The organism is Aquimarina callyspongiae (assembly GCF_034322225.1).
Classification (GTDB): domain Bacteria; phylum Bacteroidota; class Bacteroidia; order Flavobacteriales; family Flavobacteriaceae; genus Aquimarina.
Window position 1 is genome coordinate 459,670 of the sequence record NZ_JAXLPA010000005.1, and the last position, 16,642, is coordinate 476,311.

10 protein-coding genes are annotated in these 16,642 nt (G+C 33.3%); 6 read left to right on the forward strand and 4 right to left on the reverse strand.

The window, feature by feature from the left end:
• The first annotated feature begins 191 nt into the window (after positions 1 to 191).
• From U0D62_RS21480 to U0D62_RS21490, 3 genes are all read left to right on the forward strand, one after another.
• Positions 192 to 3,395, forward strand: coding sequence for an RHS repeat domain-containing protein (locus U0D62_RS21480; protein ID WP_322289413.1), 3,204 nt, complete (start codon positions 192 to 194; stop codon positions 3,393 to 3,395).
• The gene (locus U0D62_RS21485) at positions 3,352 to 8,835 is read left to right on the forward strand and encodes a DUF6443 domain-containing protein (protein WP_322289414.1); all 5,484 of its coding nucleotides are present in this window, start codon (positions 3,352 to 3,354) and stop codon (positions 8,833 to 8,835) included. The genes U0D62_RS21480 and U0D62_RS21485 overlap by 44 nt, the downstream gene beginning before the upstream one ends.
• Before the next feature lie 612 nt (positions 8,836 to 9,447).
• Positions 9,448 to 9,687, forward strand: coding sequence for a CDGSH iron-sulfur domain-containing protein (locus U0D62_RS21490; RefSeq protein ID WP_322289415.1), 240 nt, complete (start codon positions 9,448 to 9,450; stop codon positions 9,685 to 9,687).
• Between the two features lie 114 nt (positions 9,688 to 9,801).
• Here U0D62_RS21490 and U0D62_RS21495 read toward each other — a convergent pair whose 3' ends face one another.
• Genes U0D62_RS21495 through U0D62_RS21505 form a run of 3 tightly spaced genes read right to left on the reverse strand, consistent with a single transcriptional unit; the run spans position 9,802 to position 12,447 of the window.
• Entirely contained in the window at positions 9,802 to 11,118 is a 1,317-nt protein-coding gene (locus U0D62_RS21495; protein WP_322289416.1) for a serine hydrolase domain-containing protein, read from the reverse strand.
• A 34-nt stretch (positions 11,119 to 11,152) separates the two neighbouring features.
• Positions 11,153 to 12,025 (reverse strand): TlpA family protein disulfide reductase, encoded by an 873-nt coding sequence (locus U0D62_RS21500; protein ID WP_322289417.1) that lies wholly within the window; start codon positions 12,023 to 12,025, stop codon positions 11,153 to 11,155.
• A 5-nt stretch (positions 12,026 to 12,030) separates the two neighbouring features.
• Positions 12,031 to 12,447 (reverse strand): MotA/TolQ/ExbB proton channel family protein, encoded by a 417-nt coding sequence (locus tag U0D62_RS21505; RefSeq protein WP_322289418.1) that lies wholly within the window; start codon positions 12,445 to 12,447, stop codon positions 12,031 to 12,033.
• Positions 12,448 to 12,665: 218 nt separating this feature from the next.
• On the opposite strand from U0D62_RS21505, the gene U0D62_RS21510 reads away from it, so the two are divergent.
• The 3 genes from U0D62_RS21510 to U0D62_RS21520 all read left to right on the forward strand — a co-directional run bounded on the left by U0D62_RS21510 (position 12,666) and on the right by U0D62_RS21520 (position 15,079).
• Positions 12,666 to 13,727: a sensor histidine kinase gene (locus tag U0D62_RS21510; RefSeq protein WP_322289419.1), complete on the forward strand. Its 1,062-nt coding sequence runs from the start codon at positions 12,666 to 12,668 to the stop codon at positions 13,725 to 13,727.
• Between the two features lie 6 nt (positions 13,728 to 13,733).
• Positions 13,734 to 14,444, forward strand: coding sequence for a LytR/AlgR family response regulator transcription factor (locus tag U0D62_RS21515; RefSeq protein ID WP_322289420.1), 711 nt, complete (start codon positions 13,734 to 13,736; stop codon positions 14,442 to 14,444).
• Positions 14,445 to 14,617: 173 nt separating this feature from the next.
• The gene (locus U0D62_RS21520; RefSeq protein ID WP_322289421.1) at positions 14,618 to 15,079 is read left to right on the forward strand and encodes a hypothetical protein; all 462 of its coding nucleotides are present in this window, start codon (positions 14,618 to 14,620) and stop codon (positions 15,077 to 15,079) included.
• A 64-nt stretch (positions 15,080 to 15,143) separates the two neighbouring features.
• Here U0D62_RS21520 and lpdA read toward each other — a convergent pair whose 3' ends face one another.
• Positions 15,144 to 16,550, reverse strand: coding sequence for a dihydrolipoyl dehydrogenase (lpdA, locus tag U0D62_RS21525; RefSeq protein ID WP_322289422.1), 1,407 nt, complete (start codon positions 16,548 to 16,550; stop codon positions 15,144 to 15,146).
• Positions 16,551 to 16,642 lie beyond the last annotated feature (92 nt).

Genomic DNA, 16,642 nt, shown 5'->3' on the forward strand with positions numbered 1-16,642 from the left:
TAACAAAAATTAAGATATGAAGAAGTGCCTCTATTTTCTTAGATGGTAAGGTATTGAATTGCCCATTAAACGATATATCAAGAGGTAACATTTCTACGCTTTATGATATTAATAAGAGAACAAAAAAAGGGATAAACTCAGGTCTATAGATTTAGATCAGATATTAAAAAACGAAGACAATAAAAGGAAAGATGAAAAACAAAGTTTTATTTTTTTTACTGATTATAGGAGTAGCTGTTATAGCACAAGAACTCCCTACCATAATACCTCCTTCACCAGAGGCTAGGAAAATAATTGAATATGGTAATGTACCTCTTAATTATGCCACAGGAGTACCTAATATAAATGCTCCGTTGTATAACCTAAACTTACAGGGGTATTCAATTCCTATATCATTATCATATCACGCTTCTGGGGTAAAAGTGGATGATGATGAAGGGCAAGTAGGTCTAAAATGGACACTCAGTAATGGAGGAGGAAGAATCAGCAGGACTATTAATGGAAGACCGGATGAACAAAATGAACACCCCAACGCAGGATGGTTCAACATGAATTTTGATTTAAACCTGGTAGAATTAGATGACCTTAGCGATTTAGACAAGGCCAAAATAGCTCAAGGATGTTATGATTTTCAACCTGATGAGTTTCATTACAACCTACCTAATGGAGTAAGTGGTAAATTTTTATTTGATGCCAACAAACAAATTGTATTGATCCCAAATGATAGTAGTGTTTCAATAGATTTTAATAATGATTACACCTTAAATTCTGGTTTTACAATTACCGATCAAAGAGGTCATCGATATGAATTTGGAAGTATTGAATACAACACCGTTTATCTAAACTGTAGTGGAAGAAGCCCTTGCAATACCGATTTTTATACCCCGTCATCATGGATGTTGGATCGTGTATTACTACAAAACGGTGATCAAATTACCTATACGTATAGTCATGATACTTATAAAGAAGATTTTGTTCAATCACAATCACAAGTATTAGCTACTCCATCTATTTATAATGATGGTTCATTACCCGCTCCAGATTCAACATTGAAAACTTGTACGACTATCAACACTTACAACATTAAGTTACTGCAAAGTATTTCTTATAAAAACTTTCAGGTTGTTTTTCAGTATTCTGATAAACCAGGAAGCGCTAATGATTCAGGTAAAAAACTCGATAATTTTAAAGTGTTTAACCTAGGACATCTGGTAGAAGGTTATCAATTTAATTATACGCATAGCAATAGAATGTTTCTGGATAATATTAAGCGTATAGGATCAAGCAATACACTACAAGATTATTATTCATTTGAGTATAATGATTTAGATTCTTTTCCAGAAAAAGGAAGCTTTTCAAAAGATCATTTTGGATATAACAATGGGGTTTTAAATACCAAATTAATTCCAGGAGGAGTTTATGAAACTCCTTATATTCATAACGGAACACGTTTTACAGTAAGTTATAACGGTGCTAATCGTGATCTAAGCGAACCTCATCTTAAAAAAGGTATACTTACTAAGTTAATATATCCAACTAAAGGATGGGCAGAATTTGATTATGAGCCCAATGAAGGGTATTATGGACAATATGAGACATCAAAAAAGAGTATTAGTTATAGCCGTGTGCCGGATGACGATCCATTGGGGTGGCAAACACATTATTCGAATTGGTTTACCACGAACTTTGGGCAAGTTGAGTTTTCAAGTTTTAAGGTATTTATTTTTGATACTGTTGATCCAGGATTAAATTGGGGAAGACCTTCTTTTCAAATAATAGATAATACAGGTGAGGTACATTTCGAAAGAACTTTAAATTTTCGAGGAGAAAACTATCAAGGTGATGTTCCTCTTAAGATTAATCTTCCAAAAGATCGAAGCTATAGAATAAAGTTAAACATATACAATAGTAATGACTATGTGTATAATGTAAGGATTATAGGTAATGCTAAAGAAAGTAACTTAATAAAAAATAAATATTATGGAGGACTTAGAGTTACATCCATTAAAAATTATGATCACAATAGCGAATTATCCGGCCAAAGAGCATTCTCCTATAATAAGTTTGACGCCTCTGATGAATCAAGTGGTAAGGCAGTAGGCAAATTAAGGAATTATGAAGATGAGTTTGTTCATAGTAGGGTGGTTTGGGAAGCTGGTAGTTCTAAGTTAAGGCAACAAAAATTTAAAAAATTACTTTCTGGAGCAACCCAAACACTGGCATATACTAATAACAGCCCTCTTATCTATGAAAATGTTGAAGAAAAATTTATTGGAAAGAATGATGAAGCATATACTATTAAAAGGTATTTTAAGAATCATGGTATAAACCGTAAAGGCTTTAGCTTTGAAACTCATATAGGAACACTATTTAGCATCCCTACAATAGAAGATTACGCTAATGGAATACTTATTAAAGAGGAATACCTCGATGCTCAGCGACGAATAGTAAAAACTACTGAAAACAGTTATGAATTTAAGCTTGACGGCACAAATAGGGCAATTGTGGGAGCTACAGCCACCTGCTATAGAGTAGGAGGTGTTGGCGAGTATGTTTGTCATATCACAACCAATGAATACCTAAAAAGATGGTTTGTCAATACATCTACAACAAACACAAATTTTTATAATGACAAAACTATTATAGAGACGAACCAAAAACTTTATCAAAATGGAAGTCACAAACAACCCACCCAAACAGAAATTACGGATAGTGAAAACAAGAAGATAATAACTCGTACCAAATACCCAGGGGATATTAGTGTGAAAACTGCTGCAGAACAAAAACTAATAGATCAATATCGTATTGCAACACCAATTGAAGTTACCACTATTGTACAGCAAGGAACAAGTTCTGAACAATTAGTTTCTAAAATACACAATGAATATAAAAACTGGAGTAGAAATATAATAGCTCTCCAAAAAGTACAAGCTGCACAAAAAGGTTATGAGTTAGAAGATCGTATCGAATATTTAGCATATGATACAAAAGGTAACCCCTTGGAAGTTTCAATGACCAATGGAATTCATATTATATATATCTGGGGATATAAAGATACGCAACCCATTGTTAAAATTGATAATGCCAGTTATACAGGAATGCCTGCAGATGTAACTACTCTAATTAATCAATTAAAAGAAGTATCTGATAATGAAGATACTTCCAGTGAAGAAAACACCATACGTAACCTGTTTAAACAACTCAGAAATCATCCATATTTCTCTGAAGCACAAATCAATAGTTATACATACGATCCGTTAATCGGAGTGACGAGTATAACAGATCCACAAGGATATACCATCTATTATACCTATGACGATTTTAACCGTCTGAAATTTATAAAAGATGCAGATGGAAACTTGGTCTCTGAAAACCTATACAATTACAAAAAATAATAGTGCAACGAATCAATTAAGGAAAAAAATGAAAATATATACTATACTAATCTTTGCAACAACTTGTATCAGTTTTGGGTACGGTCAGAGTTGCAATCCATCTAATGTACCAATTCCGGGAGCGCCTTCTGTTATTTATAATTGTAATGGGAGTGTAACCTTAAAAAAAGCAACGAATAAACCTAGCACAATAAAATGGTATTGGCAAAGTAGTGCTTCTGCAACAAGCAGGGCAAAACCAGCTAGAACTGATGCAGTTCTTACCAGTGGTACCAGATATTATATAAAAGCTATAACAAGTAATGGTTGCTGGGGTAACGCCAGAGAAATAAACTATGCTGATCCAAGTCAGGGAGTTCCCATTCCTAATTCGGTTACCGTGGTAAATCAATGTGGCAAAAGTACGCTAACCTTCAATGGCAATCCACCAAGTGGAGTTGCATGGTATTGGCAAAGTAGTGCTTCAGGAACAAGTACTTCCAACACAGCTAGAAGTATTACCAGAACCAGTGGCACAAAGTATTACCTAAGAGCAAAATATACTTCTGCCAATTGCTGGAGTACTGCAAGAACCGTAAACTATGCTATTAAAACTACTCCATCAATTCCTGCTCCACCAGTAGTTATTGAAAATTGTGGAAGTACTATTTTAAACTTCTCAACCACTCCCCCAAGTAATACCACCTGGTATTGGCAGAGTACTCCTACTGGTACCAGTACATCCAATACTTCCAGAAGTATTACCCGTACTACAGGAAGTGTGTATTATCTAAGAGCAAGAAATAATACAAGTAGATGTTGGAGTTCTGTCAGGACTGTTACTTATACCGTAAAGAAAACACCAAAACACCCTTCAGTTCAGCCTCCAGTTAACAATTGTGGTAGTACTATGCTTACCAGAGACGAACCTCTTACAGGAGCTACCTGGTATTGGCAAAGCACTGCTACAGGTACCAGTACCACCAACGCTGCCAAAAGTATCACTCGTACTAGCGGCACTGTATATTACATAAGGGCCAGAGATAATAGTTCTGGATGTTGGAGTACGATACGAACCATTAACTATAGTGTTACCCCTAGCCCAGTATGGTATAAAGACAGTGATGGTGATGGATTTGCCAGCACTAAGATTACTCAATGCAGTAATCCTGGAGGAGGATATACTCAGGTTGTACTTCCTCTTAACGATTGTAATGATAGTAATGCAAATTTACACCCAAACACTGTTTGGTGTAAGGAAACCGGAGATTTTACTGAGGATGAAGTTATACAATGTACCAATCCTGGAACGGGATATGTGATGGCAATCCCACCTCCTACCAGCTGTCAGCCATCTGATGTTCTTATTCCTGGAATACCATCAGTTATTAATAATTGTGATGGAAGTGTATCTATTAAGAAAGCAGATGGAAAACCGAGTGATGTAAAATGGTATTGGCAAAGCACTGCAACAGGAATATGTAGATCAAGACCAGCAATAGTAGATCTTGTACTAACAAGTGGTACTAAGTATTATATACGAGCTGTAAATGAATCCGGTTGTTGGAGTGCACCTAGAGAGATTAATTATGTCATTCCAGAAATAACTCCAGTACCAGATGCCCCGACAATTACAGATCAGTGTGGTCAAAATATATTTACTTTTAATGGTACTCCTCCTAGTGGTATCACCTGGTATTGGCAAAATGAAATTAATGGTATTAGCACAATAAATTCTTCTACTTCTATCACTATTACAGAAGGCACTGTTTATTATTTGAGAGCAAAAAACAGCAGTACAGGATGCTGGAGTAGTCCTAGAACAATAAATTATAGTATTAGATATCCTAGAAACTGGTATGCCGATACAGATGGTGATGGTTTTGGAGATCCTAATACTGTTAAAAATCAATGTGATCAACCTTCAGGCTATGTTACCAATGATTTGGATCGATGTCCTAATGAATTTGGAGAACAACAAGGATGTATAAATCCTCCTCATGATCTGAATCTATCAGATCATGAGAATTATGTATATACAAGAGTATATCAGAACCCCATGAACTCACCATCTCTTATACGATACAACAAAGATGTTATAGAGAGTGTTACATATTATGACGGTTTAGGTAGGCCTAAACAACAAACAGCTATCCACGCATCTAAAGACGGTAAGGATATAACTACTCATATTGCGTATGATGGCTACGGAAGACAGGCCAAAGAATATCTGCCATTTGTACCTACAGGAGCTTCTGGAAGTTACAGAAACGTAAATATCAATAATGACATTAATTCATATTATCAAGATGTCTACAAAGATGATTTTACTGGAGTAGCCACCACTGATATCAATGCGTATTCAGAAAGTATACTTGAGGCTTCACCTCTTAATCGTGTTTTAGAACAAGGAGCTCCCGGAGCAGCCTGGAAAGCAGATCGTAATAATGATACCGATCATACGATCAAATTTAATTGGGATACTAATACCGCTAATGAAGTCATCTATTTCAAGGTAGCTTTTGAGAATAATGATTTCGAGAAGCCACAATTGGTAATGAATACCACAGACATCATAAAACCTCATACCATCCCTCCTAGTTACTATACAGCAAACGAATTGTATGTGACCATTACAAAAGACGAGAACTGGCAGCCTGGTCAAACACACCCAGATGATCATACAATCAAAGAATATAAAGATAAACAAGGAAGAGTACTTTTAAAAAGAACCTATGATACTGGTATACCTCACGATACTTACTATGTATATGATGACTATGGTAACCTTACTTTTGTGATTCCTCCAAAGGTAACTACTAGCGATCAGGTCTCTAGTATCGAACTTTCAGAACTATGTTATCAATACCGATATGACTATAGAAATCGATTGATCGAAAAGAAAATCCCTAGTAAAGGATGGGAATATATTGTATATGACAATTTAGATCGCCCCATTTTAACACAAGATGCTAAGCAAGCAGCTAAAAACCCAAAAGAATGGTTATTTACAAAATATGATGCTTTGGGAAGAGTAGCTTATACTGGTAAATTAACTGATAAAAGAAGTAGAAAAATCATACAGGATGAAGTGACTGCTTTTACTAATCCTTTATGGGTCACGAGAAGTACAGCAGCAATTATTGGTGGGGTAACTATGTTTTATACTAATGAGGGATATCCTAATGTACAGCAAGCAGAAGTACTAACTATTAACTATTATGATGATTATGAGTTCGATTTGGTTGGGTTGACCAACCCTGGGACAGCTCAAGGTCAATCCATTAACAATACTCCTAAAACGCTAGCTACTGGATCAAAAGTAAAAGTACTAGATACCAATACCTGGATTACGACGGTAACTTATTATGACAAAAAATCCAGGCCGATCTATGTAGCCAGTAAAAATGAATATCTAAACACTACTGATATTGTCGAAAGTAAACTAGACTTTACCGGTAAAGTTGAACAAACTATAACTACACATACCAAAGGGAGCAATTTACCTATTGTAACCATTGATGTTTTCGAGTACGACCCTATAGGTAGGCTGTTAACCCAAAAACAAACGATAGGTAATCACGAAGAAACTATTGTTTCTAATAGTTATGATGTGTTGGGGCAATTAGAATCCAAAATAGTTGGAGGCGGTCTACAAGAGATAGATTATAGTTATAATGTAAGAGGTTGGTTAAAGAAAATTAACAATGATATCAAAAATGATCATGACCTGTTTGATTTTACGATCAAATACAATGATATAACCGATCCAACTAAAAAACTTTATAATGGTAATATTAGTCAAACATTCTGGGACACAGCTAATGATAATGGTACCAATAACCCTATAGGTAATACATACACTTATACTTATGATGCGCTAAACCGGATTATCAGTGCAGTAGATAATACGGGTAATTATTCACTTACTGGTGTTACTTATGATAAAAATGGAAACATTAATACCTTAAAGCGACAAGGTCATAACAATGAAAGTGCTTCTGCTTTTGGTGTGATGGATGATTTATCCTATACCTACAATGCAGGAAACATTCTAGAAAGTGTTACCGATAGTAGTGGTATAGCAGAAGGTTTTAGGGATGGAAATACCTCTGGAGATGATTATACCTATGATATTAATGGTAATATGACCACGGATCTTAATAAAGGAATCACCAATATCACTTATAACTATCTTAATTTACCAGAAACAGTCACTGTCAATAACACTACACATACCGTAAATATTACCTATATTTACGATGCCACTGGAGTGAAATTAAAAAAGATCGCCACAGAGGGAAGTTCTGTAACAACAACGGATTATGCGGGTAACTATGTCTATAAAAACGGACAATTAGAGTTTTTCAAACATAAAGAAGGTTACGTTGAACCGAATACTTTAGGAGGGTTCGATTATGTGTATCAATTCCTTGATCATAATGATAATATTAGATTATCATACTCTGATAAAGATGGTGATGGTAAGATCGATGTATTGAAAAATAATGCAGATATCGATGGTGATGAAGATTTAGCGCACGAGATTCGTGAAGAAAAGAATTATTATCCCTTTGGTTTACTTCATAAAGGATATAATAATACAATAGTTGGAAGAAAACATAACTATGGGTTTGTTGGAAAAGAAGAGCAAGACGAATTTGGTATAGCTTGGTTAGATTTTGGAGCTAGAAATTACGATGCTTCTATTGGACGTTGGATGAATATCGATCCTCTTGCTGATGAAATGAGAAGGCACTCACCTTATAATTACGCATTTGATAATCCAATCAGTTTTATCGATCCTGATGGAATGGCTCCTTTTTGGATAAATAATGGTGATGGAACTTATACTGCGGAAGCTGGCGATAGTGCTTCGACATTAGCAAGGGATGCCGGAATTTCTTTTGAAAGAGCAAAAGAAATAATGGCTAATACTCCTAATGAAAGTTCTTCTTTGGGTAATATGGGGACTTATATAGATACTAATGATGGTGTTGAAAAATCTGCTGTTGATGAAGGAGATGTAGTGGCTATTCCTGAGCAAAAAACAATCATAGATATCAATAAAGAAGGTATTGAAAATGCCGAGAAAAGCATTTCTGAAGATAATGCATCTATTGATAAATTAAACAAGGATAATGACTCAATTCTAATATCGAAAGAAACCACGCAACAATATATAGATCTTACAAATAAAGTAGGTATTAAGGGTGATATGGGCGACCCAGATAAAGGACCTATTTTAGGAGGGTTAATAACCCAAGCAAGAAGAGAAGCAAAAGTTTATAAGGACGGTAAATTGATTGATCTAAATAATAATTCTATTGATAGTTTGTCAAAAGAGATCGATAAAAAGAATGCAGAAATAAAGAAAAGACAAAGTATTATTAAGAACCCTAATTCTGTTAATAAAAGAAAAAAATCTATTAATCTAAAAAAGAAAAAAATCAAAGGTTAATTTGTTGTCAAGAGATCAAATAAATTCTATTTTTAAGGTAATTGGATTAACAATAATATATTATTCGATTCTCAATGGGTTAACGTATGTGCTTTTCACGAATGTACCCATTGATTTTTTGGATAGTAATGATAAGATTTACCTTTTGGAATTGCTAACATTGACAGTGGTAATGTTAATGACTATAGTAGCATATAAGCTTATCGGGAAAAGATATTTTACTTATGAGAGAAAGAATATTTTTTCTTTTAAGGCTATAATTTTTTATTATAATACTAGCTTTCTTATTAAGGGTTTTAAGAGACCCTATCTATCGTTTTAATGAGATTTTTTTTCGGAAATCTAAATTTTGTTTCTCCGCTCTTCCAAAGCGTACGGCTACTGCTATGCCTCTAGGTTAGTGGCGTTAAAGTTTGGTAGGATGGTAGGAAATAAATCAAAAATAGACTGCTCTTCGAAGTTTGTAACTTCGAAGCAACATATAAAACTAAACCGTAGTATGATAGAATAATTATACTACGGTTTTTGTTTTTACGCTATCCTCCATCCTCAATTTAAAATGAATCTTAACCTTAGATTTGATAACTTTAAAAGAAATCAAAGGTTACGAACATGGAAAATAATATTCGTGGAGGTGATGCTCCTATCCCTTGTCAATTAGAAGCAGATAAAAACTATGCCTGGTGCAGTTGCGGTCATAGTACTGATCAACCTTTTTGTAATGGTACTCATAAAAAAGAAGGTGGTACACCACCAATGATTTTTAGCATAGAAGAATCTAAAGAAGCATATTTATGTACCTGCAAGCAAACCAATAACCCTCCATACTGTGATGGATCACATAATAAGTAAGTTATTATTGGATATAATTGCAAAAAGATTTTAATCTAATTTTAATATTAAAAAACCTTATTCGATATACGATCAAATAAGGTTTCTTTGTATAACAAACAGATTGTAGTTGTTTTACTTTCTGGTCAGAACGTGCTTTTGTTGCCCTCTTTCAAAAATTAACTTCCCTTCTTTTGGTACAAACTCTATAGTAAGCATTGCCCTGTCTGACTTAAACTTATCCTTTTCAACTGGTTCTAAAGGAAGTAAAGGTTTTCCGGTAGCTTTTGCGATCAGAATAGCATCTTTATTCAAGATTTCTATCTCCATCGGAAAATCAGGACTACTATACATTCCCAAGTATGGTTCTAAGTCTTCTTTTTTTAATGTCATAGCAGGTTTAAAATCTGGTAATTCATAATCTGCTCCAATGTAAATTTGTAAAGCTCCCAATACAATAGTTTCTATTGGCAACACAAGTCCGTTTGCAATATAAGACACTCCTATTCTTTCATTTGTAAAATACCCTGCTAAGGATTGAAATCCATCAATTTTTCCGTTATGGCCATATATTTCTTTATCTTGGAAAGGCATTTTCATAACTCCCATTCCTAATCCTTCTTTTATCGTTTTCATTTGATCTAAAGCACTTTCAGAAATTAGTTTTCCATTAAACAAATCATGATAAAATGTATTAAGATCTGTAGGAGTCGCTATAATTCCTCCTGCTCCCATCGGAACACTCATATCTGTCTGAATCGTTTCTGTCCATTCGTCCTCCAGGTCATATGACAGTGCCTCATTTTCTGAAGTATCTATTTTTCCTCCATAGCAAGTATTTTCCAATTTACATGGTATCACAATTCTGGATTGTAGAATGTTCGCATACGACTTACCTTCAATATCTTCCAAAATATAGGATAATAACAAGTAATTGGTATTTGAATATTCTGTTTTTTCATCAGGCTCAAAATCAACCTTTTTCTCTATAATTCTATTCATCATTTGCTTTCTGGTCTGTGGAACCACCATCCATTTCACAAAATCTCTATCATTCGTAAGATTATATAATCCACTTCTATGCCTTAATAAATGTTCTATAGTAATTTTTGAGGCATTAGGGATTTCAGGAAAATAATCACTTAATAAAGTTGCTAATGTAAGTTTCTTCTCATCTATTAATTGCAAAATCATAGTTGCCGTAAACGTCTTGGTGATAGAACCTATACGATATTTTGTATTCTGATCTGCCTTTATATTATTATTTACATCTGCATACCCGATAGAATTCCTATATACCTCTTTTCCGTTTTGAAATATGGAAAAGCTTCCCATTCCCTTATTGTGTTTTTGGATAATTGTAAACAAGCTATCCAATTTTGTTTTGTTAAAACCCTGTGCTGTGATACCATGGCTTATTAAAAGGAATAGTATCATTATTCTTTTTATCATAATTATTTTGTTTTAAGCTAATATTAGCTGTGTTTTAAAATTTGTTTAGAAATTGTTCTGATAACGAAAGGTCATTGCTTTGTGTATACTTACCATCAGGAGTAATTATAATGTGGTATGGCAGGCCCGAAAAATTAAATACCTGCATTACTTGAACCTCATTACCATTGGTGTGTAATTGTATACCCTTTACATTATTCTTATCGAGATAGTGTAACCATTTTTGGCGATTTCGATTGATAGAAACATCAATAAATACTATATTTTCTTTGTTAGAAAACTTAGTCTTCATTTGATCCAATACTGGTTTTTCTCTTAAACAGGGAGCACACCAAGTTGCCCAAAAACTAACATATAGCACCTTACCTTCGAACTGATTTAGTTTTACCTTTTGATTATTAACATCTATAAAGCCAACCGATGGTAAGTGTCGTTTTTCACCCGGTATTTCACCCCATACAACCATAGCATTTTCCAAGCTCCCATCCGGGTTTTCGTAAAATCCTTTTTGGCGAATGATCAAAGGTTGAGCAAAAAGATATATCATAAAAATGATCAACATCCCTCCTCCTATTCCAAACCTATACTTTCTAGCTATTGCTTTGCGTGTGAGCGATAGAGATCCAACAGCAAATAGTAATAAGGTTATAACAAATGGGAAATAGAAGTATCTAAATGGTTTAAAAACCAATAATGCCACTAATAAGAATACCAATAATTTATCCGGAGTTTTTTTGTTTATACAACCAGCAACATAAAAACTTATTACACTCGAAAGTATGGGAACCCATTGTAAGATCGAAAAATTGTAAATAAGTCGGATTTCTCGTAACAACAAAAAGATCAATACATTTATCACTATTATGGTAATTAACCCTAATAGAATACTAACTAATGATGATTTCATGGCTTTTATTCAGAATCTTTATCTAACCAGGTAAAGATTATAGAAGCTACTCTTGAAATGATGAAAACAACAAAACCAAATACTGGAGGAAGCGCTGATACTTTTAAACCACCTGCAAAAATATGGGTAGAAATCTCGCCAATCATATCAACCTGATCAAACATTCCGATAACGCCAATTAACTGTCCTAACATACCCCAAACTACTGTTAACAAGCCTATCGAATTAAGAAGTCGAATATTTTTCTCTAGTCCAGAATGCCCTTTAAGTATTCCTAATACACTTTTTATTATTAAAAAAATTACTAGCAATAATATGATAAAGATGGGAAACATAAAGAACATTCCTCCTTCTTGCATTCTATCAAATAATTGAATAAAGAGTAACGGATTGTGAGTCAATTTTACTATCAATGAAATCATAATTATTATACATTTTAGGATTATATATCCCCAAAACTATTTCTTAATACCGTTTCAATTATTTTTTTGCGTCTACTAACCAGATTAGTCCCGATTAAAACCTGATTAAAACCTTCTTGTGATAAAGGTATATCTATTTTGCTAAACGGGGTATTAAATCCGTTATTCACCTCAAAAAACAATTTTAAATATAAAAATTACGGATATTGTAACCTTATATGATCTCCAGAGAATTTATACTTACCAAAATTGCTAAGCTATTATTGCACACTATCTTTTGGGCAATAGTCTTATTTGGTTATACCTATTTTTTTGGATATAACACTGAAAACATCAATTATGTATTTTCTTTCTCACTATTTTTAATGCCTGTAACCATTGGCACTACCTATACTGTAATAGATATTTTAATCCCCAAATATCTGATCAAAGAAAAATACTTATTGTTTATACTCTATTGTATTTATACTCTTATAGCTTCTGCTTTTTTTATTGTTTTTTCCTTTTTTTATGGATTGGTATTTTTAACAGATATAAAAATCGGAGAAATGGCTCCTATGACTCGTAGCCCCTTATTTTTATTTGTAGCCGTTTATTTTGTTGTTTTTATCGCAAGCGCTCTTAGTTTGGCGCAACATAATTATAAATCCACATCAGCGAATCAGAAACTAAAAACAAAAATCCTTGAAGCTCAGTTAAAACTAAAAGAGCAGGAATTACAATATCTAAAAATGCAAATACACCCACATTTTTTATTCAATACACTAAATACGATGTATGGTTTTGCGTTGAAAAAATCTGAAGAAACTCCTGAAATGATTCTGAAACTTTCTAACTTATTAGATTATTTGTTATACCAGGTAGACAAACCATTTGTACTTTTAAAAGATGAAATGGATCATATTAAAGATTATATTTCTCTAGAAAAAATGCGTTTCAGTGATACTTTAGATATCTCTATGAATTATGAAGAAATGGATGATTCTATCGAGATAGCACCTATGTTATTACTTCCTTTTGTAGAGAACAGTTTTAAACATGGGCAAATAAGAAATAAAAAGTTGTCTATCATCATAGATTTAAAATACGAAGACAATAAATTATTTTTTGACATTAAGAATTCAATTCATAATACCCCAGAAAGTAGTAATAAAGGTATTGGTTTGCCTAATATCAAAAAAAGACTATCTACACTCTATAAGGATACTCATGTATTAAAGATTGATAAAGATCAGGAATGGTTCAAAGTTAATCTTAAACTTAACATCGCTAAAACTTAAAAATCTATGAGCTCAAAAATTTCATGTATCATAGTAGATGATGAACCTACAGCAAGAGAGATCATTGCATCACATCTCTCACAAATTGATCGTATCCAAGTAATCGGAATTTGTAGTAATGCATTAGAAGCATTTAATTGTATTAACACTCAAAAAATTGACCTTATTTTTCTGGACATCAACATGCCCGAGATATCAGGTATTTCTTTTGCTAAATCAATAAATAAGAATATCAAAATCATTTTTACCACTGCTTATCGCGAATATGCAATAGATGGATTTGATCTTCATGCAGTGGATTATTTATTAAAACCAATTTCTTTTGAAAGGTTACTCAATTCGATAAATAATTATTTTGAAGTATACCATAAACAAGAATCGATAAAATCAAAAGAAACCGAACTGAACAATTTTATTTTTGTAAGATCGGATCGAAGAATGAAAAAAGTAGATTTCTCAGAAATTATATATATCGAAAGTTATAGTGATTATGTAAAAATTCATTGTCAATCTAATACTATTATTACCAGAGAAACTATTGGTAATATTGAAGCTAAATTACCCCAACATCAGTTTATACGAACCCACCGTTCTTTTATTATATCTATCCCAAAAATAGATTCTTTTTCTAACGAAGAAATTGTTCTGAATAATAAATCTATTCCGATCAGTCGGAATTATAAATCTGAAGTATTGGGCCGATTAGGTACCGTATAAAAGTGTCTTCAGATAAAAATAATATCTTTTTACACCTATCTAAAGGTATAGATTATCAACCACATACAATAGTGTTAACAATGCCTTAACTATTAATATCGCAACTTCTTTATCAGAAGCTGGTCTTCTTTCTGAACAAATTAATTAAGAAAACTTTAAAACCTTTTTAAACAATGAAGAAACTTTTATTTTTATTTGCTACAGTCTTATTCTGCTACTCTTGTAATAATGACGATGACAATAATAGTGCCCTTTTTGAGGAATTTACTATCCAAGAAGTTAATGATTCAGGAATTAGCGGTTCAGTAATATTTTCAAGATCTACTACTGATACCGTTCTTTTTATTAATGTTACACTTGATGGAACCGAATTAGGCAAATCTTATACAGCTAACATTTATCATAATTCACTATCAACAGGTGGCGATATTGCTATTCCTCTCAGGAATTTTGATGGTTCTACTGAAACAATTATTTCTGGTGATTTCTTCGATTCTTTAAACCCGTTAATGATTATGGGATCTAATCTTACATATGAAGAGTTGATTCAGTTTAATGGTCATATTAAAGTTCTTAGTAATGATGAACAACCTATTGTCATTGCTCAAGGTAATATTGGTAGTAATGCGCCGTAATAATATCTAAAAAAACAAAAAAGCGAGCATATAGCTCGCTTTTTTTATATCTATCAAATAGTTATTACACGTGTAATGCTCTATTCTCTGTTGCAGCCAATGCTGCTTCTTTTATTGCTTCTGTAAATGTTGGATGTGCGTGCGACATTCTTGAAATATCTTCTGCAGATGCTCTAAACTCCATAGCCGTAACTGCTTCAGCAATCAGATCGGCACAACGTGCCCCAATCATATGAACACCTAATACCTCATCTGTTGTCTCATCTGCTAAAATCTTTACAAATCCATCTAAATCTGCACTAGCTCTTGATCTACCTAATGCTCTAAATGGAAATTGTCCTGATTTATATTTTATACCAGCTTCTTTTAGTTCTTCTTCAGTTTTTCCTACTGCTGCTACTTCTGGCCAGGTATAAACAACTCCTGGTATTAAGTTATAATCGATATGTGGTTTTTGACCAGCAAGCGTTTCTGCTACAAATACACCTTCTTCTTCGGCTTTATGTGCCAGCATAGCTCCTTTGATTACATCTCCTATGGCATAAACATTAGAAGCCGAAGTTTGTAAATGATCATTTACTTCAACTTGCCCTCTATCATTTAACTTAACACCCGCTGCCTCTGCATTTAATCCATCAGTATATGGACGACGACCAACAGAAACTAAGCAGTAATCTCCTTTAAACTCTACAGGTTTTCCTTTTTTGTCATCAGCAGTAATTACTACTTCTTTGGCGGTACCTTTTACACCAGTTACCTTATGAGATGTATAGAATTTTACACCTTGTTTCTTCATTACCTTTGTCAATTCTCTGGATAATGCTTTATCCATTCCAGGAATAATTCTATCCATATATTCAACCACAGAAACATCAGCTCCCAAGCGTCTATATACCTGACCTAATTCAAGACCGATAACTCCTCCTCCAATAATCACTAAATGCTTAGGAACTTCTTTAAGTTTTAAAGCTTCTGTAGAAGTGATTACTCGTTTCTTATCAATCTTAATAAATGGTAAAGTAGATGGTTTAGATCCTGTAGCAATAATTGTATTTTTTGCTTCAATTGTATCTACAGTTCCATCTGCTTTAGTAATATTAATATGAGTAGCATCTTTAAAAGATCCTAATCCTTCATAAACATCAATATTGTTTTTTTTCATTAAAAAACTAACACCATCACATGTCTGATCAACCACAGTTTGTTTTCTGGCAATCATTTTTTCTAAATTGATTTTTACATCTCCAGGAATTTCAATTCCGTGATCCGCAAAATGCTTTACAGCATGCTCATAGTGATGAGAAGAATCTAATAATGCTTTACTAGGAATACATCCTACGTTAAGACAAGTTCCTCCAAGTGTTGCGTATTTCTCAATTATTGCAGTTTTCATACCTAGTTGTGCGCAACGAATAGCTGCTACATATCCTCCAGGTCCAGAGCCGATTACGGCTACATCATATGTACTCATAAGAGATTGTTATGTTGTCGTATTATATAAATAAAGAACAAATGTACAAATGTTTTACTTCTTACAGAAGCCAGGATCTTATCAAATTTTTA

What these genes read in the sequence shown, in the direction of transcription:
- U0D62_RS21495 (WP_322289416.1), bottom strand. Translation starts at nt 11,118, where the DNA reads ATGATAAAAAGAATAATGATACTATTCCTTTTAATAAGCCATGGTATC.
- U0D62_RS21500 (WP_322289417.1), bottom strand. Translation starts at nt 12,025, where the DNA reads ATGAAATCATCATTAGTTAGTATTCTATTAGGGTTAATTACCATAATA.
- lpdA (WP_322289422.1), bottom strand. Translation starts at nt 16,550, where the DNA reads ATGAGTACATATGATGTAGCCGTAATCGGCTCTGGACCTGGAGGATAT.
- U0D62_RS21520 (WP_322289421.1), top strand. Translation starts at nt 14,618, where the DNA reads ATGAAGAAACTTTTATTTTTATTTGCTACAGTCTTATTCTGCTACTCT.
- U0D62_RS21515 (WP_322289420.1), top strand. Translation starts at nt 13,734, where the DNA reads ATGAGCTCAAAAATTTCATGTATCATAGTAGATGATGAACCTACAGCA.
- U0D62_RS21505 (WP_322289418.1), bottom strand. Translation starts at nt 12,447, where the DNA reads ATGATTTCATTGATAGTAAAATTGACTCACAATCCGTTACTCTTTATT.
- U0D62_RS21480 (WP_322289413.1), top strand. Translation starts at nt 192, where the DNA reads ATGAAAAACAAAGTTTTATTTTTTTTACTGATTATAGGAGTAGCTGTT.
- U0D62_RS21485 (WP_322289414.1), top strand. Translation starts at nt 3,352, where the DNA reads ATGGAAACTTGGTCTCTGAAAACCTATACAATTACAAAAAATAATAGT.
- U0D62_RS21490 (WP_322289415.1), top strand. Translation starts at nt 9,448, where the DNA reads ATGGAAAATAATATTCGTGGAGGTGATGCTCCTATCCCTTGTCAATTA.
- U0D62_RS21510 (WP_322289419.1), top strand. Translation starts at nt 12,666, where the DNA reads ATGATCTCCAGAGAATTTATACTTACCAAAATTGCTAAGCTATTATTG.